The organism is Roseofilum sp. KMC-1 (assembly GCF_057802075.1).
Map to the genome: position 1 here is coordinate 4,522,088 of NZ_CM173605.1, position 17,394 is coordinate 4,539,481.

The 17,394-nt window shown below is 46.8% G+C and carries 19 protein-coding genes and 1 tRNA gene; 10 read left to right on the plus strand and 10 right to left on the minus strand.

Translation table 11 applies throughout. The annotated features are described in order from the left end of the window. Nucleotides 1–11: 11 nt before the first annotated feature. From AC3FZD_RS20795 to AC3FZD_RS20805, 3 genes are read right to left on the minus strand one after another with little or no spacing between them, the layout of a single operon-like run. Nucleotides 12–656: an NYN domain-containing protein gene (locus AC3FZD_RS20795; protein WP_488737854.1), complete on the minus strand. Its 645-nt coding sequence runs from the start codon at nt 654–656 to the stop codon at nt 12–14. A 46-nt stretch (nt 657–702) separates the two neighbouring features. Continuing rightward, nucleotides 703–1,164 carry a GNAT family N-acetyltransferase gene (locus AC3FZD_RS20800; protein ID WP_488737855.1) on the minus strand — a complete coding sequence of 154 codons (462 nt, stop codon included), beginning with the start codon at nt 1,162–1,164 and terminating at the stop codon, nt 703–705. A 9-nt stretch (nt 1,165–1,173) separates the two neighbouring features. Then, on the minus strand, nt 1,174–1,689 hold the full coding sequence (locus AC3FZD_RS20805) for a hypothetical protein (protein WP_488737856.1): 516 nt from the start codon (nt 1,687–1,689) through the stop codon (nt 1,174–1,176). 139 nt (nt 1,690–1,828) lie between these two features. Here AC3FZD_RS20805 and AC3FZD_RS20810 point away from each other — a divergent pair, with 139 nt between their 5' ends. From AC3FZD_RS20810 to AC3FZD_RS20820, 3 genes are all read left to right on the plus strand, one after another. Further along, nucleotides 1,829–2,254 (plus strand): XisH family protein, encoded by a 426-nt coding sequence (locus AC3FZD_RS20810; RefSeq protein WP_488737857.1) that lies wholly within the window; start codon nt 1,829–1,831, stop codon nt 2,252–2,254. Beyond that, nucleotides 2,236–2,556: an element excision factor XisI family protein gene (locus AC3FZD_RS20815; protein WP_488737858.1), complete on the plus strand. Its 321-nt coding sequence runs from the start codon at nt 2,236–2,238 to the stop codon at nt 2,554–2,556. Before AC3FZD_RS20810 ends, AC3FZD_RS20815 begins: the two co-directional genes overlap by 19 nt. Nucleotides 2,557–2,619: 63 nt before the next feature. Beyond that, entirely contained in the window at nt 2,620–3,855 is a 1,236-nt protein-coding gene (locus tag AC3FZD_RS20820) for an LL-diaminopimelate aminotransferase (RefSeq protein ID WP_488737859.1), read from the plus strand. Between the two features lie 78 nt (nt 3,856–3,933). Here AC3FZD_RS20820 and AC3FZD_RS20825 read toward each other — a convergent pair. Next, nucleotides 3,934–4,007, minus strand: a tRNA-Val gene (locus AC3FZD_RS20825). A 155-nt stretch (nt 4,008–4,162) separates the two neighbouring features. On the opposite strand from AC3FZD_RS20825, the gene AC3FZD_RS20830 reads away from it, so the two are divergent. From AC3FZD_RS20830 to ctpC, 3 genes are all read left to right on the plus strand, one after another. After that, nucleotides 4,163–4,366: a hypothetical protein gene (locus AC3FZD_RS20830; protein ID WP_488737860.1), complete on the plus strand. Its 204-nt coding sequence runs from the start codon at nt 4,163–4,165 to the stop codon at nt 4,364–4,366. 73 nt (nt 4,367–4,439) lie between these two features. After that, entirely contained in the window at nt 4,440–5,663 is a 1,224-nt protein-coding gene (gene ispG / locus AC3FZD_RS20835; RefSeq protein ID WP_488737861.1) for a (E)-4-hydroxy-3-methylbut-2-enyl-diphosphate synthase, read from the plus strand. 198 nt (nt 5,664–5,861) lie between these two features. Further along, nucleotides 5,862–7,127 (plus strand): carboxyl-terminal processing protease CtpC, encoded by a 1,266-nt coding sequence (gene ctpC / locus AC3FZD_RS20840; protein WP_488737862.1) that lies wholly within the window; start codon nt 5,862–5,864, stop codon nt 7,125–7,127. A gap of 227 nt (nt 7,128–7,354) precedes the next feature. On the opposite strand, the gene AC3FZD_RS20845 is transcribed toward ctpC, so the two are convergent. The 5 genes from AC3FZD_RS20845 to purE form a co-directional block, all read right to left on the minus strand. Beyond that, entirely contained in the window at nt 7,355–7,813 is a 459-nt protein-coding gene (locus AC3FZD_RS20845) for a hypothetical protein (RefSeq protein ID WP_488737863.1), read from the minus strand. A gap of 14 nt (nt 7,814–7,827) precedes the next feature. Further along, nucleotides 7,828–9,024 carry a 4-hydroxy-3-methylbut-2-enyl diphosphate reductase gene (locus AC3FZD_RS20850; RefSeq protein WP_488737864.1) on the minus strand — a complete coding sequence of 399 codons (1,197 nt, stop codon included), beginning with the start codon at nt 9,022–9,024 and terminating at the stop codon, nt 7,828–7,830. Between the two features lie 21 nt (nt 9,025–9,045). Beyond that, complete coding sequence (locus AC3FZD_RS20855; RefSeq protein WP_488737865.1) at nt 9,046–9,921, minus strand: SGNH/GDSL hydrolase family protein; 876 nt, start codon at nt 9,919–9,921, stop codon at nt 9,046–9,048. Nucleotides 9,922–10,058: 137 nt separating this feature from the next. Further along, complete coding sequence (locus AC3FZD_RS20860; RefSeq protein WP_488737866.1) at nt 10,059–11,618, minus strand: ammonium transporter; 1,560 nt, start codon at nt 11,616–11,618, stop codon at nt 10,059–10,061. 261 nt (nt 11,619–11,879) lie between these two features. Then, nucleotides 11,880–12,398, minus strand: coding sequence for a 5-(carboxyamino)imidazole ribonucleotide mutase (gene purE / locus AC3FZD_RS20865; RefSeq protein WP_488737867.1), 519 nt, complete (start codon nt 12,396–12,398; stop codon nt 11,880–11,882). Nucleotides 12,399–12,461: 63 nt separating this feature from the next. Here purE and AC3FZD_RS20870 point away from each other — a divergent pair, with 63 nt between their 5' ends. From AC3FZD_RS20870 to nagA, 3 genes are read left to right on the plus strand one after another with little or no spacing between them, the layout of a single operon-like run. Then, nucleotides 12,462–13,463, plus strand: a complete 1,002-nt coding sequence (locus AC3FZD_RS20870; RefSeq protein ID WP_488737868.1) for an ROK family protein — start codon at nt 12,462–12,464, stop codon at nt 13,461–13,463. A gap of 44 nt (nt 13,464–13,507) precedes the next feature. Next, nucleotides 13,508–14,500: an L-lactate dehydrogenase gene (locus tag AC3FZD_RS20875; protein WP_488737869.1), complete on the plus strand. Its 993-nt coding sequence runs from the start codon at nt 13,508–13,510 to the stop codon at nt 14,498–14,500. 10 nt (nt 14,501–14,510) lie between these two features. Continuing rightward, nucleotides 14,511–15,647, plus strand: coding sequence for an N-acetylglucosamine-6-phosphate deacetylase (gene nagA / locus AC3FZD_RS20880; protein ID WP_488737870.1), 1,137 nt, complete (start codon nt 14,511–14,513; stop codon nt 15,645–15,647). Nucleotides 15,648–15,710: 63 nt separating this feature from the next. Here the strand turns inward: nagA and AC3FZD_RS20885 are convergent, their stop codons facing one another. Next, complete coding sequence (locus tag AC3FZD_RS20885; protein ID WP_488737871.1) at nt 15,711–16,670, minus strand: 3'(2'),5'-bisphosphate nucleotidase; 960 nt, start codon at nt 16,668–16,670, stop codon at nt 15,711–15,713. Between the two features lie 448 nt (nt 16,671–17,118). On the opposite strand from AC3FZD_RS20885, the gene AC3FZD_RS20890 reads away from it, so the two are divergent. After that, nucleotides 17,119–17,361, plus strand: coding sequence for a hypothetical protein (locus AC3FZD_RS20890; protein WP_488737872.1), 243 nt, complete (start codon nt 17,119–17,121; stop codon nt 17,359–17,361). Nucleotides 17,362–17,394: the final 33 nt, after the last annotated feature.

The window sequence follows — 17,394 nt, forward strand, 5'->3', positions numbered from 1 at the left end:
GTCAAATGTAATCAATCTAGGGATTTATTGGCTTGTCTAAATAAACTTCTAAATAATCCTTCTTTCTTGCGATCTTTTTCTAACTCATTAATATTCAAAGTATAGTTACTCACATTTAACAGACTTTCACTGACATAAGTTTGTCTATTCTGAGCTTGATATTCAAAATACACAGTTGCTACACGGATGCCATTCTTCATTAAGGCACGCACTAAAGGTACAAAATCTCCATCTGCTGTAATTAATACCGCTACATCTATTTTCCCCTCCAAACCAATCTCAAGTATATCAATAGCCATAGCAATATCAATCCCTTTTTCACCTTTATTTTTGGACATAGGCATATACTTTGGTTCAATGCCTGCATACATCAAATCAATCTGCCGATTTCTGTCAATTCTACGGTTATGATCGGTTGATTCAGAAGAAGTGAATAGTCCCTGATACCAGCCAGCATAGACTACGCGATAATGAAAATAGCCTTGTTCTTGTGTACTAATAAAGCTCTCAATTAGACTATGAATTGGCGGAAACGAGAGCCAGCCTAACTTACGTTCTCCATAAAAATAACTTTGGGCATAGGTAAAGTATGACCCATCGTAAAAGACTCCGATACGGCAAAGAGACTTATCACTCATTAACCCTGATGAATTCATTGAATTTGATAGTTATCAATTTGGCCCAGATGCCAACTTTTCCAGATTATACCGAATTCAACGGATTTTCAAGTATGCTTTTAACCATATACACACTGTAAGGATCTTCTCCATAGTCTCCAAACGGGGGACAGTCCACATATCCTAATTTTCGATAGAGACGAATCGCTTCAGTTTGATAAATGCCCGTTTCTAACTTCGCCTCACCCCTTCCCAAATTTATCAGATGCTTTTCCAGTTCCCCTATAATCATCCGGGCTAACCCTTGACCTCTGAACTCTGGCTTAACATACAAGCGTTTCATCTCCCCATAATCATCAAATCCTTTAACTGCACCCATTCCCGCTAATTCATCCTCTACAAAAGCGCCAACCATATAGACATTCTCTTGAGAGAGAACATCCACAGAATCTAAATGATTGCTTTCATCGGGATAAAACCCCTGGAGATAGATATCCAATTCTGCGATTAGATCCTGGGCTTCATGGGCTGCAATAACTTTCAGCATTCTCATATTTTAGGAGGGATTGGGTGCAGTATAGCCTTGTAAACTTTCTGGTTCAAAGGGGCGAATAATAATCGTCGCTTGTTCAATCAGACTACTCGATCCTTGTACCACAATTAAATACTTGCCTTCTTGTAAGCGGTTGCGATAGGGAAGTGCATCGCCACTACCGCTAATTAAACCCACACCCCCCCCGACAAATAAGGCTCCTAAGCCCCCAGAAGCAGCACCTAACAGTCCGCCCACAATATGATTGCCCATTTCGCCAGCCCAGGCAAAAGTATTGAGACCAGAAATAACACTAAAGGTAACGCCACCAAAAAAACCAAAGGGGACTAACCAAGTTGCCATCAGTTGGGCTTGTTTTTGGGCAGCTTGGTTGGGGTTGATCAGGCCAAACTCATCGGCACTTTTGTAACCTTTGCCTAAGATATTCACTTGGCTTATGGGTAAGCCTCCTTTTTCTAAGGCACAGTAGACTTCCTCAGCTTGAATGCGATCGCGCAATACGGCAACTAGATAATTCATCGGCTCTGGTAATTTAACCCAACACTCTGATCGAAGCACTTCCTATGATACCGGTTTACGCCTAAGCTGGTAGAAAGAGTCTCAAGAAAAGCCGCAATGGTCACGATTAACGAAAATTATCTCAAAGTTATTTCAGGTAATGCCCTCTAGAGATCTCATTCATGCTCAGGTCAAAGCAGCTCTACAAAAAGAGGGGTGGATAATTACCGATGATCCCTATGTGATCTCCTATGGAGAGCGATTTTTGTTTGTAGACTTAGGAATAACCGGACAGTTTATTGGAGCCAAGCGGGATAATTACCGCATTGCTATCGAGATTAAGGAACTACGGGGCAAATCGCCTATTGCTGAACTCGAACAAGCGATCGGACAATATACGCTGTATCGATTGCTTTTAGCACAAGTTGACCCAGAGCGAAAACTTTATCTAAGTGTGAGTACCCAGGTGTACAATGAGCTATTGCAAGAGCCGATTGGCCAATTGGTCATCCGAGACCTGCCGCTCAATCTATTGGTTGTGGATGTGGAAATTGTAGAGGTGAAACAATGGATACCGCGACTCTGAGAGATAAAGTCAAGCAGGTGATTAGTAAATATGGGCGCTTAACCCCTTCTCACGGGCAAATTCGTCTAGATACAGTGTTTGATGAAACTCAAGACCGCTATGCCCTGATGCAAACAGGCTGGAGTCAGGGCTGTAGGGTGCGGGGTAACTTGATCTACATTACCCTAGAGGATGAACGTATTTATCTCGAATATGATGGGCTAGAACAGGGGATTATCCAAGACTTACTCGATTTAGGTGTGCCTTCTGAGCAAATTGTCCTGGCTTTCTTGCCAGAACAACCTCTGGCTCTGGCTGGATAAATGGTCTTCCTATGATACCGGTTTACGCCTAAGCTGGTAGAAAGAGTCTCAAGAAAAGCCGCAATGGTCACGATTAACGAAAATTATCTCAAATTAAAGGCGGGCTATTTGTTCCCGGAGATTGCCCGACGGGTAAAGGTGTTTGCTGAGTCTAATCCGGATGCTCCTATTATTAAGCTGGGGATTGGGGATGTGACGGAACCTCTACCGGAAGCTTGCCGCACGGCGATGATTAAGGCAGTGGAAGAAATGGGCGATCGCGCTACATTTAAGGGATATGGCCCAGAACAAGGGTATGGTTGGTTACGGGAAAAGATTGCCAGCCAAGATTTCCAAGCACGGGGATGTGACATTGATGCCTCCGAAATCTTTGTTTCCGATGGCGGTAAATGTGATACCGGTAATATTCTTGATATTTTTGGCAAAGATAATACCATTGCCGTCACCGATCCCGTTTATCCCGTGTATGTCGATACTAATGTCATGGCGGGTCATACGGGGCCAGTTAATGATAAGGGAGAATATGAAGGGTTATTCTATCTACCGATTACGGCTGAGAATAACTTTACCGCCAAAATCCCCGATCGCCCCGTCGATCTTATTTATCTCTGTTTCCCCAATAATCCCACCGGTGCAACCGCATCTAAGGCTGATCTCAAGGCTTGGGTAGACTACGCTAAAGCCAATGGTTCCGTGATTCTCTTTGATGCCGCCTATGAAGCCTTTATTACCGATCCGGAACTCCCCCATTCTATCTATGAAATTGAAGGCGCAAGAGACTGCGCGATCGAGTTTCGTTCCTTCTCCAAAAATGCGGGATTTACGGGTACTCGATGTGCCTATACCGTCGTTCCCAAAAGCCTCAAATCCAAAACGGCCGATGGTACAGAAGTCACCCTCCATCAACTCTGGAATCGTCGCCAATCCACCAAATTTAACGGCGTTTCCTATATAGTCCAACGTGGCGCAGAAGCCGTTTATTCCCCAGAAGGACAAAGCCAAATTCAAGGTCTCATCCAGTTTTACCTCGAAAATGCCCAAATCATCCGTCAAAAGCTCTCCGAGGCTGGATTAACTGTTTATGGTGGAGTTCATGCCCCCTATATTTGGGTGAAAACGCCCCAAGGATTGTCCAGTTGGGATTTCTTTGACAAATTACTGAATTTGTGCTATGTAGTGGGCACTCCTGGATCGGGATTTGGCGCTGCCGGAGAAGGATACTTCCGCATCTCCGCCTTCAACAGTCGCGCCCATGTAGAAGAAGCCATGAGCCGGATTATCGCCAATTTTCAGGTTTAAGATTGGGAATTTAACTAACTGTCTGAGTTGAGTTGTATTGCATGACCCAGCTCAGACCGTCATCCTAAAACTGCCCAATGGACGTAACAGGACTCGAACCAGTGACCTCCACGATGTCAACGTGGCGCTCTAACCAACTGAGCTATACGTCCGTAGGTAAACTACCATAGCACGATTGCGAAAATCGATCAAGGCTCTCAAGGTTTTACCCTTCATGAATCGCAGGAAGCCGATTCTGGTAGCAACTAGCATAATCGGCAAAACTTAAGATAAGGTACGTCAAGAGTAGAAGCGAGGAAACTCGACCATGGAATCTAAAATTGATTGCGCCCAAGCCTGTATTAACGGATGTGTTCTCGGTGACCAATGTCCCAATCGAGAATACGCCCAACAAGCCTCTAACTTCATTCAAGAAACCTCCCTCGATCAAATGCTGGCCATTGCTGATGAAGCCCTACGCAAAAAAAGAATGGCTCCTCCCCAATGGATTATCCCAGACCATGACTCTTAAGAGCCTTTCCTATTCCCAGGATGGCCCGAAATATGAGACCCTATTGATAGCCTTTCCATCTGCTTGAGTGTTTATGCAAACTCTACCGAATCCCACCCAAACTCAATCCCCCTCTTCTCCGGCAGTTTCCACCACCATTGAGCGCCGGAAAACTCGGCCTGTGCCGGTGGGCAATATTACGATTGGGGGCGGCCATCCCGTGGTCGTACAATCGATGATTAATGAAGATACCCTCGATATTGAAGGGTCAGTGGCCGCCATTCGTCGATTACATGAAATTGGTTGTGAGATTGTACGGGTAACAGTTCCCAGTCTAGCCCATGCTAAAGCCCTGGCAGAGATTAAGCAGAAGCTTAAAGACACCTATCAACCGGTTCCCCTGGTGGCCGATGTTCACCACAATGGCATGAAAATTGCCCTAGAAGTGGCCAAGCATGTGGATAAGGTGCGGATTAATCCAGGGTTATATGTGTTTGAAAAACCCAAGGCAGACCGCCAGGAATATACAGAGGCGGAGTTTGCGGAAATTGGCGAAAAAATCCGCGAAACCTTAGAACCCCTGGTGATTTCTTTGCGCGACCAAGGAAAAGCGATGCGAATTGGGGTTAATCATGGGTCGTTGGCGGAGCGGATGCTATTTACCTATGGGGATACTCCAGAGGGGATGGTAGAATCGGCTCTGGAGTTTATCCGTATTTGTGAATCCCTCAACTTTTATAATTTGGTGATTTCCCTGAAAGCTTCACGAGTACCGGTGATGCTGGCGGCCTACCGCTTGATGGTTAAGCGGATGGATGAATTGGGGATGAGCTATCCTTTGCATCTGGGAGTGACGGAAGCGGGGGATGGGGAGTATGGCCGGATTAAATCCACCGCAGGCATTGGTACGCTGCTGGCTGATGGAATTGGGGATACGATTCGTGTGTCTTTGACGGAAGCGCCAGAAAAAGAAATTCCAGTATGTTATAGCATTCTTCAAGCGCTGGGACTGCGTAAGACGATGGTGGAATATGTGGCTTGTCCTTCTTGTGGCCGGACGCTGTTTAATCTGGAGGAGGTGCTGCATAAGGTGCGGGAAGCGACCAAGCATTTAACGGGTTTGGATATTGCGGTGATGGGATGTATTGTCAATGGGCCAGGGGAAATGGCTGATGCGGACTATGGTTATGTGGGCAGACAACCGGGATATATCTCTCTGTATCGAGGGAAAGAGGAAATTAAGAAGGTTCCAGAAGATCGAGGCGTGGAGGAGTTAATCAATTTAATTAAAGCGGATGGCCGCTGGGTCGATCCGTAACATAATAGGTTAAGGAAAGAAAGTCCTCGATCGAGATCTCCGGATTTGACTCGAAGGCGATCGCATAAGGGAACCAGAAAAGCGCGATCGCAGCAGCGATGGGTCGCATTATCCCCTACTCCATAGATCGCTATGGAGTAGCATGTGCTAGATTGGGCTTAACTCCCGCTAAAGTAATATCCCCGGTTCAGGAAGCTTATGACCAAAACTACACGCGGACTTGTTTTAGGTGCAACGGCAGTAATGCTGACCGCTGTAACTGTTGCTGGTGCAGGCATTCATTTAAGAGGGCAAGCCTTTTTCCAAGATGGGCCCAAAGAATTAGTCGATGAAGTCTGGCAAATTATCAACAATCGATATGTTGATGGTACGTTTAATCAGGTGGATTGGGAACAGGTACGTCAAGAATATCTAAGTCGAAACTATACCTCCGATCAAGAAGCCTATGGAGCCATCCGGGAAATGTTGAAGGAACTCAACGACCCCTACACCCGGTTTATGGACCCCGAAGAATTCAAAAATATGCAAATTGATACTTCTGGGGAACTGACGGGAGTCGGGATTCAGATTTCCATGGATGAAGAAACCGATCGCCTAGTGGTGGTTGCTCCGATTGAAGATTCTCCTGCGTTTGAAGCGGGAATTCAGGCCAGAGATTTTATTATTAAAATTGATGGTAAAGATACTACGGGAATGGATGTCAATGATGCGGTAAAACTGATTCGAGGGCCCGTTGATTCTCAAGTGGTGTTAACGATTTTACGCGGTCAAGAGGAGATGGATTTTCCCATTCAGCGCCAGCGCATCGAACTTCATCCGGTACGCTATAGCTATCGCCAGGAAGGGGCTGGGAATAATATTGGCTATATTCGATTGACCCAATTTAGCGCTCCGGCGGCTGAAGAGATGCGTGCAGCGATTGAGGATCTGGAATCCAAAGGGGCATCCGGTTATATCTTAGACTTGCGCTCCAATCCTGGGGGATTGTTATATTCAAGTGTGGCGATCGCCCGGATGTGGTTACCGGGTCGGGAGGCGATCGTTTCTACCGTAGACCGACAAGGGGAAACAGAGCGACAACGGGCTAATAGTCGCCCCTTAACGGATAAACCTCTGGTGGTTCTAGTTGATGGTGGATCGGCTAGTGCCAGTGAAATCCTCTCTGGAGCCTTACAAGATAATGAAAGAGCTGTCATTGTGGGAACCCAAACCTTTGGGAAAGGGTTAGTACAGTCTGTGCAACCCTTGGCCCATGGATCGGGGTTAGCGGTCACTATTGCTAAATATCTGACTCCTGATGGGCGGGATATCAATAAATTGGGTATTGAACCGGATATTTTGGTGGAACTGACCGATGAGCAAAAAGAATATTTAGTTAAACATCGGGATGAAATTGGGACAAAGACCGATCCCCAATATGCCGAAGCACTGAAAATTCTGACTCAAGAAATCGCGAAACAATAAATCCTCAAGCTTCTGAACTGAATTCAAAGGGGCTAAACTTTTCTAGCACCGATCTGGAATTGGGATCGGTGCTTTTTCATGGTGTGCTGATACAGCAGTTTTCGCTATTATGTGGGACATTAATTTTGGTTTTTAAAGATAGCGGCAATAATTCAAAGCCAGATTGAGTCTGTTGTTCGCTCCCCCCATTCCCCCATTCCCCCACTACAGGGCGCAAAGCGCTGTCATTATTCATCTAGGAGCAGGAAGTCAAAGCCGAAACCACTGTTATTACCCGGTTGGACTTCGACTAACTGAAGGCTCTGATTGCGATCGCCCGATGGCAAGAAGCGAAGGGTTCCCGATGCCCCAATGACCTGAAAATCCGACGATAATAGAGTTTCCTGGATACCTGAACGACTAGGTTTACGGGCGATCGCCCCTTGCCAATTTGCCCTTGCTATCTGAGTTACAGCACTCCGTTTCTGGGGGGTTGCCCCCTCCTCAATTAACAGCCGCTCTCCAAGACTGAGCCGCTCTTCCACTGGGCCCAAGCTAACTGGAGCATTTGGGGTTTCAGTTGGGGGATTACTGGGCAGGATCTCTGCTTCTCCCCGATTCAGGAACCACCATAAACCAAAACCGACCACGCCCAAACCCACAATCAGGGCAATGATTAAAATGGGGGTATCATTTTTTTGGGACATATCTCCCTTCCCGGTTAATCGTCCTTAGCGGCAAAAATCTTTTCTAACACTTCTTCCACCGCCTTATCGGGAGTTGAAGCACCTGAAGTAATACCGATGGTAATTGCACCAAGGGGTAACCAATTTTCTGCAATGGTGAGATCGCCCTCCAAGGGTTTATGCTCAATGCGATTATCAGCCAAGATGCGATCGCCGCTATCAATATGATAGGAAGGAATTCCTCTGGCGATCGCAATCTCTTGTAAATGGGTGGTATTCGAGGAATTAAACCCCCCAATAACCACCATCAGATCTAATTTTTCCTCCACCAAGCCTAACATGGCATCTTGGCGTTCTTGGGTGGCATCACAAATGGTATTAAAACTATGAAAATGCTCCATCAAGACATCAGGGCCATACTTTTTCATCATAGTATGTTCAAACAACTTGCCAATTTGCTCCGTTTCACTTTTAAGCATGGTCGTTTGATTGGCAATTCCCACTGCGACTAAATCGCGATCGGGATCGAACCCTTGAGAACAAGCGCGACTAAACTTTTGCAAGAACTCCGTTTTATCTCCCCCATGAAGAATATAGTTACAGACATATTCCGCTTCTGCCAAATTCAGCACAATTAAATACTTCCCGGCAAAAGAACTGGTAGCGACCGTTTCCTCATGCTTATACTTACCATGAATAATGGAAGTGTAGCTTTTTTTCTTATGTCTCTCCACCGTATTCCACACCTTAGATACCCAGGGGCAAGTCGTATCCACAATCTTGCATTCCTTGTCGTATAGCTCCTTCATTTCCTGCACGCTTGCGCCAAAAGCCGGTAAAATCACCACATCTCCCGATTGAACCACAGAGAAATCTTTAGTATTGCCCTCTACCGGAATAAATTGCACATTCATCTGGCGCAGATGGTCATTGACCGCCGGATTATGGATAATTTCATTGGTAATCCAGATTGCTTCCGTGGGGAAATGTTCGCGGGTTTCATAGGCCATGGCCACCGCTCGTTCCACTCCCCAACAAAATCCAAAGGACTCGGCCAATCGGATCGTTACCTTGCCTTGAGTCAGAGTATAATTATTTTCCCGCAACTGTTGTACCAGGGGACTTTGATAAGCGGTATTCATCAATTGGGTCACTTCCTCTTTGTGACCGAACCCTTTGCGATGGTAATTCTCAGATTTTTTGAGCGTGCTAGAAAAAGCTTTAGTATCCATGGATGGTTTAGTGTTGTCAAGTTAGGGATAGCCCTGGCGAGAGTCTAGGTGAAGTTGGCTAAACATTTGCATGGCGGCACTCCAAATCAAATAGCCTTGATGATTGAGATGTAAACCATCGGTGGTCAACTCAGCCCGTAGACTCCCTTGTGCAGTTGCAAACAGGGGATATAGATCAAGATAGTATACTCCTTGGGCCCGAGCTAGGGCCCAGAGTTCTTGATTGAGTCGGCGAATTCGTTCATTGGGCACTTGCAGCAGACGTTCTCTTTGTTCCCAAGTCGCTTGTGGCCCTTGATGGGGCAAGATCGACTGAACGACCAATTGGGTTTGGGGGTGATTCCATTTTAGGTCTTGAATAATTTGCTTATGGTTATCCAAGATTTCGCGATCGCTCACTCCTTTAAGGAGATCGTTAATCCCAATGAGAATAAAAATTGTATCCGGTTTCGTGCCATCCAAGAGGGGTAAGCGGCGATATAACCCCGCCGAAGTTTCTCCAGAAATGCCCTGGTTCAGCCAAGTACGCCCAGGGGGCAGGAGGGAGGGAGGGAACCATAAACTGATCGAATCTCCTGCTAAGACCGATAACTTTTCTGGTTGTTTAACGGCGGCAACTTGGGCTTCTTTGGCCAGCAGTTCCACCCATTCTTGATAGGTGAGATGATGACTTTGGGGGGTATAAGGGTCTGGGTTAGAATTCTCTTGGGGCCCGGTAACTGAGAGGATCTGGGCTTGAGCCGGGATACCTGAAGGCTGATCCGTCACCGGTAGGAGCGATCGCCTTTCGACCGAGCCAATCTCGCGCTGCCCCTGGATTGCCAACAAACCTAAGACTACATTGGCTGATAGGGATAATCCTACCCAAATGGGAATTTTTTTTCTGTGGCTGAACACAACCCTACACCGATTCAACAGACTCGTTTACCAATCCCATCATAGGATCGGATCATTAACAAAACAAAGCCGCTAAGGAAAACTGTGAATCCTTAGCGGTCCTCGTGAGAGGAAATCAGTTTACTTGAGGGCAAGAGCTAAGAGTTGTGACCTTTAGCACTCGTGGACTTTACGGCATCTGCCATGCCTGAACTCATCACCACGCTAGATTCTTTTAGGAATCCACTGTAAGCCTCCATACCATGTTCGGCAATATCCAATCCTTCAAACTCTTGTTCAGGATGAACTCGGATACCGACAGTTGCTTTCAGGGCTAACCAAAAGATGGTACTTAGCAGCACCGTAAAGCCACCAATGGTGAGAATACCGATGATTTGGGCAATCAGTTTATTGGCTCCACCGCCATAAAATAGGCCGGATTCCATGTTAAACAAACCCACCGCTAAAGTTCCCCAAATCCCATTCACCAAGTGAACTGAAGTTGCCCCTACGGGGTCATCAATTTTGAGAACGGTATCGAAAAACCCAACGGCATAGACTACCAGGACTCCAGCAATCGCACCAATAATCACAGAACCCCAGTAAGAGACTCCATCGCAACCGGCTGTGATCCCGACTAAACCCGCCAGAATACCATTGATAATCATGGAGAGGTCTGGCTTGCCATCTTTGAGCCAAGAAACGATGGTAGCCGATACCCCACCGGCAGCACCAGCCAAGTTGGTGGTGATTGCGATATAGGGAACCGCTTCATCTGCCGCCAGTTGGGAACCGGGGTTAAATCCGAACCAGCCAATCCAGAGAATCAGACATCCCAGGGTGGCGATACTCATATTGTGGCCGGGAATTGCGCGGGCTTGACCATCTTCGTATTTACCAATCCGGGGCCCTAAGATCGCTGCCCCCATGAGAGCAGACCAACCTCCAACGGAGTGAACTAGGGTTGAACCGGCAAAATCAGAAAATCCTGTACCGAGGAAACCGATCTCGCTTAACATACCGCCGCCCCAAACCCAGTGACCGGAGATGGGATAGGCAATTCCTACGAGCAGCAGGGAGAAGAGGATAAAGGCGATGAATTCAATCCGTTCTGCTACTGCTCCGGAAACGATGGTGGCAGCCGTTCCAGCAAAGGCCACTTGAAACAAGAAGAATACTGGAATCGGTAAACCCGCAGGGAAGGGATCGAGTCCGTAGGTTGCTGGATCAGTGCTGCTGAGGAACCAACCGCCACTGCCTACGAAGCCATTGCCGGAGCCAAACATGAGGGAGAAGCCAATGGCCCAAAAGACTAGAGTGGCAAGGGCAAAGACGATCAGGTTTTTGGCGAGGATGTTGACGGCGTTTTTCTGGCGACAAAATCCCGTTTCTAACATGCAGAACCCAGCATTCATGAAGATGACCAGGATGGAAGCTATTAAAATCCAAATGGTATTCAGGACTCCTTGGATATATTCCGGAGACCCTGTATCTATTTCGGCTGCTTCTTGGGCTTTGGCTGCCACTTCCCAAATCACGACGATAATTGCGGATAGGGGAATACAGGCTATCCAGTTTAGGGCACTGCGACCGAACCACAGGCGTAGGGCGCTTAGTGGGGGCTGTTGCCTCCAGGATCGGTTAGCTAAGAGGTTGGGGAGATTTTTCGGACTCCCTCCGATATCAAGGCGTTGAGTTTTCAATGATTGTCTTTCCATGAATTTCTTGATCTGAGAATCACCGCACAAATTGGGAGATGCAGTTTACTCACTGAGTAGGGGACGACAAATAGCCTTCCAGCTTTTCATAGAACCAGTCCAATAGAAGATAAAGTCAAACTCAATGCCGGTTTTAAGGTTTACTTAAGCTTGGCTACTCCTTGAATTGGTTCTGCAAATACGATAGATAGATTGCATCAATTCTCATGAGTTTATTCTGTATTCTTGAATACTTTTTGTCTATTCAATTGAAAATTTATATTACATGATTTCTAAGTAATCTTGATATCCGAGCTGCTCTAATTGGGTTTGTTTCTCAATTACGGATTGATTGAGTTGCTGGCGATAGGCTTGAATCTGTTGCAGCAGTTGGGGTTGATGGGTGGCTAAAATTTGGATGGCTAGGAGTCCGGCATTCTGAGCGTTGCCGATCGCCACGGTGGCAACTGGAATCCCTCTAGGCATCTGGACAATGGAGTAGAGGGAGTCGAGTCCTTGCAAATGGCGAGAGGGTACAGGCACGCCAATCACCGGTAAAGGGGTTAAAGAAGCCACCATTCCTGGCAAATGGGCGGCCCCTCCTGCCCCGGCAATAATGACTTTAAGACCCCGTTGATGGGCTTGTTGGGCATAGCTCACCATCCGTTCGGGGGTACGATGGGCAGAGACAATCGCCACTTCTGCGGGCACTTGAAAGTCTTCGCAAACGGCGATCGCCGCTTTCATAGTGGGCAGATCGGAATCACTGCCCATAATAATACCAACCAGAGGATCGGACATAAGCGTAGAGGATTAAGATTCAGGATTTGATAGGATGCAATATAGCGCTTAATGGAGGTCAAAATGAGCATTTATCTGGGTATCGACATCGGAGCCAGCACCGTCAAACTGGGATTATGGGATGGGGAAAAAGGGGTGATTGGAGAGCGTTTAGACAACCCCAGTCGCGCCTCTGAAGGCCCCGATGCCACCATCAGTGTCATTAAAAGCGCTGCCACAGAAATTTGCCAAACCCATAACATCAACCTCCAGGATGTCAAAGCCATTGGTGCATGTTGTCCCACCCCCATCGACCCTTCAGGCTTGTGCATTTATCCCACCAACATTGACCACTCCTGGCAAGGCGTAAACGTTAAACAGAAACTCGCCGATAGCTTCAACTTACCCGCACTCCTCCTCAATGATGGCGATGCCGCCGCCTACCGAGAATATGCGGTCAGAGAAGCTCAAAATCAATCCTCCTCCTCCATGGCCCAGTTTATTACCGGAACCGGATTAGGAGGAGCCTTAATTATCAACGGCAAAATCTTCTGCGCTCCTGGAGTCGCCGCCGAATTAGGCCATATTCTCACCGATAGCAGCGACAAAGCCGACCTTTGTGGATGTGGTGCAACGGGATGTGCTGAAACCAGAGCCTCCTTACTCGGACTCAGAAACATGGTCAAACATCGACAAGCCCAAGGCAACATACCCGAAGCACTGCAAGGTGAACCCATGGAAGTGGCCAAAACCCTGCGCCAACTGGGTCAGTCCGACGACCCCCTACAAGATGTTACGGATATCTGGCATGAATATTTTACTAACTTAGGCAGAGCAGCCCGAACCGTCCTTAATATTGTTGGCTGCGACCTGATCGTGATCTCAGGGGGAGCGCAGGAAAAACAGCAAAATGCATCAGATGCTTCCTATGAACGATTTAAAACCGATGCCATTGGTTGGATTCGCCATGAAATCGATCATTGTTTCCCCCATCTGAAAAACACTAGAGTTGAATGGTCAATTGATACCCTTTCCGACAGCGCCGCCTATGGTGCAGCACAATATGCCAGCATCATTTTGGCATGATTCGATTCACCCAATTCCCTGTTCCCTATTCCCCATTTCCACTTATGTTTGAACATCTTTTTTCCAATCCCAGCTCATCGACAACTTCTAGTCCCCTTAGCATCAGAAAAGGAGTAATTATTGGTGCAGGACAAGTTGGTTTAGCCTGCGCCTATTCTTTACTTATTCAAGATTGTTTTGATGAATTAATCTTACAAGACATTGCCCAAGAAAAAACAGAAGGCGAAGTCATGGACTTGATGCATGGAATGCCCTTCATTTCCCCTACCCTCGTTCGAGCTGGAACGGTTGCTGATGCGGGAAAAAATGCTGATATTGTCATTATTACGGCTGGTGCAAGTCAGAAACCCGGTGAAAGTCGGTTAAGCTTAGTGGAACGCAATGTCAAGATTTTTCAAGGATTAATTGCAGAAGTTGTCCAACATTGTCCCCATGCCATTTTGCTGGTTGTCAGTAATCCGGTTGATATCATGACCTATGTCACCCTGAAACTATCCAGTTTTCCCAGCCATCGAGTTTTAGGGTCAGGAACTGTATTAGATACGGCTCGCTTCCGCATTTTGCTTTCTCAAAAACTCAATCTTGATGCTCGTAGTATTCATGCCTATATTATTGGCGAACATGGGGATAGCGAGCTTCCGGTGTGGAGTATGGTGAATGTGGCTGGAATGAAACTCTGTGATGGACGGCCGGGATCTCCAAGTAGCGACGATCCCCAGTTGGCAGAGATTTTTAATCAGGTCAAGAATGCTGCCTATGAAATTATTCAACGCAAAGGTTATACTTCCTATGCGATCGGATTAGCCGTAACGGATATTGTCAAAGCAATTCTGCGTAACCAACGGCGAATTATGACCGTCAGTCGTTTTGTAGAAGGGTTATATGAATTACCCGAACTGTGTATTAGTCTGCCGACCTTAGTAGACCGTCAAGGAGCGACTAAGTTAATTAATCTATCTCTGAATCAGATAGAACAAGAACAACTTCAGCACTCTGCTCAAGTCCTACAAAATATTATTGGTCAACTGGACTTGTAAGGTTTAACAGATGAATCCTAACCTGAATATTATTAACGCCAACCTGCCCGGATATGCAGATAGACAGACTTTAGTGATTCGGGAGGGTAAGATTCAAGCTATCTTACCCTCCCAAAATCGACTGATTGGAGAGCAACCCATCTTAGATGTTCAAGGGGATTGGATCTCTTTAGGGGGTATAGACTTACAAATTAATGGCGCATTGGGATTAGCCTTTCCAGAAATTACCTCTGCCGACCAGGAAAAATTGAATCAAATTTGTCAATTTCTCTGGCAACAAGGCGTTAGCTGTTTTCTCCCTACTCTGGTGACTACATCTATTGAAAATATCCATAGATCGCTAAAGGTATTGGCGGAATTTTCACCTCCAGCTAATAGTGCGAAACCCTTGGGTATTCATTTAGAAGGGCCTTGTTTAAACTTGCAAAAACGGGGCGCTCATCCTTGGGAATATCTGCTGCCTTTAACTCTAGAAGATATGAAACGGGTGTTAGGAGATTATGCAGAAATTGTCAAAGTCATTACCCTTGCCCCAGAACTCGATGCTACGGGTGAAGTCATTCCTTATTTAACTTCTTTGGGAATTACGGTGAGTCTTGGGCATTCCCAAGCGACTTTAGAGCAAGCTAAATTTGCTTTTGAACAGGGGGCAACTATGGTTACCCATGCCTTTAATGCTATGCCGAGTTTACACCATCGAGATCCTGGTTTATTGGGTGCTGCTCTAGTGAATTCTCAGGTGTATTGTGGGTTAATTGCTGATGGTGTTCATGTTTGTCCGACGATGGTTGATATTCTATTGCGGGCTAATTCTAAGAATGTTTTTCTGGTGAGTGATGCGCTTGCTCCTTTGGGTTTACCGGATGGAGTTTATCCCTGGGATAATCGTGAAATTGAGGTGAAGGAGGGAACGGCACGATTACTCAATGGTACGTTATCGGGTACGACTTTACCTTTGTTTTCTGGGGTAGAAAATTTGGTGCGTTGGGGGATTTGCGAGTTAGGAGAAGCGATTGGTTTAGCGACAGAAAATCCGAGGAAAGCTTTGGGTTTGCCTGGTCTTTCGGTGGGTGAATCAGCCGATTTATTGCGTTGGTTTGGGCAGGGGAAAGAAGGGGGATTAAGTTGGGAGCGGTTAGCAAGTTAGGGGCGGATTGATTAAGCTTTGGGTTTTTATTGCTCCATCTCTGTGAACCCGCCCCTACGGAATTTAACTGTTCAAAACGGCGAGAATTTTCTCATGCAAGATGCCGTTACTGACGACAATTCCCCGGTTATTCATCATTTTCTGGCCATCAGCAAAGTTGAGGGGTTTTCCATACATATCGGTAACTTTTCCTCCTGCTTCTTCTACTACGATCGCACCGGCGGCATGATCCCAAATATTTTCCCGGTAATCGGGATATTTGGGTGAGGGTAAGCGCAAATAGAGGGCGGCTTTTCCAGAGGCAACGATGCCATATTTGGCTTGGGAGTCTACGCGCACGGAGGGAGCGGTAATGCCGACGGCTTGAGCCATGGCGTTTTGGCGAGATTGATCGCCGTGAGCGGCTTCTACGCTTTCGACAAAGCGTAGGTTTTCTGTGTCGTCGGGACTGACGACATGGATGGGTTGCAGTTCTCCTCCTGTTAAGGGCATCATTTGCGCTCCTTCTCCACGCACGGCAATGTAGAGCATACCAGGTTCTGAGCCTTCGACGGGCATGGCGGGACAGGCTAAAACGCCGACCTTGATATCCCCGTCTTCAATGAGCGCTAGAGCGACGGCATACTGATCTTGACGCAAAAAGCCTTTTGTGCCGTCAATGGGGTCTAGCGTCCAATATCGGGGGGATACAGAGCCATTGCCGCGATCGATCCAGTCGGTTACTTGGTCGGCGGTGGCATCGGGAATTAGGGTTTGCACATAACCGAGTATTTTGTTGAGGGTGTCGGCCATTTCGGGTTTGCGTAGCTCGGTTGCGTCTTCTTCTCCGACAATGGGATCGTTGGGGAAGGTTTCGCCGAGGGCTTGGCAAATAATGGCTTGGGAGCCGTAGTCGGCGACGGTTACGGGGCTTTTATCTTGTTTTTCGATCGCCTCTGGAATGTCTTGGCGTACCTGCTGACAGAGTTTTGCGGCTAAGATGGCCGCTTCCATGGCTACCTGTTTTTCGCGATCGTAGGACATAGTTGCCTTAAATGAGTGGTCATTTCTCGAAGATATCGTCTCTATCTTCGCAAGAGGATGGGCTGGTGTCACTATAGGCTCGCTGTAATGGTGGTTATTCTTTCTCCTGAGCATAACCCGTAGGGGCGAAAAATTTTTCGCCCCTACATCCAATAGAGTGTTTTGTGGCGATCGCGGTTGATTGATTAATGCTCAAACCAAGCCTCCCGTATTTGCTACCTCTAGTCTACCTACAGCCGTGAATTAATGCTACTTCTAGGCAGTAGTAGACCGGCAAGCGAAAAAATTGTAGGTTGGGTTGAACGAAGTGAAACCCAACTTTCGTCAGACGGGTGTTGGGTTGAGGAACGAAACCCAACTACATTCTTACCCTCAAAATCAAGCTTGCCGGTCTAGTAGGGTGTGATAAAATTTTGGCAAAAGAGGGATAAATTGAGGAAAATCATCGATGCAAATTACCATCAACTTACCGCCAGACCTGGAACAAGACCTCATCCGTCAAGCGGAGCAATCTAATATGCCCCTATCGACCTTAATTCTGCAAGTATTACGCCACAGGATCGAAACGTCAACAATTTCATCTTGCCAATGGCCAGAGGCAATATTATCTTATCAAGGAGTCTGGGATTTCCCTGCTTTCGAGTCCTATCGAGATGAACTGCTTCCCCCTCACGAACAGGAACTCTTTTGATGCAATATCTCCTTGATATTTTTCCTTCTATTA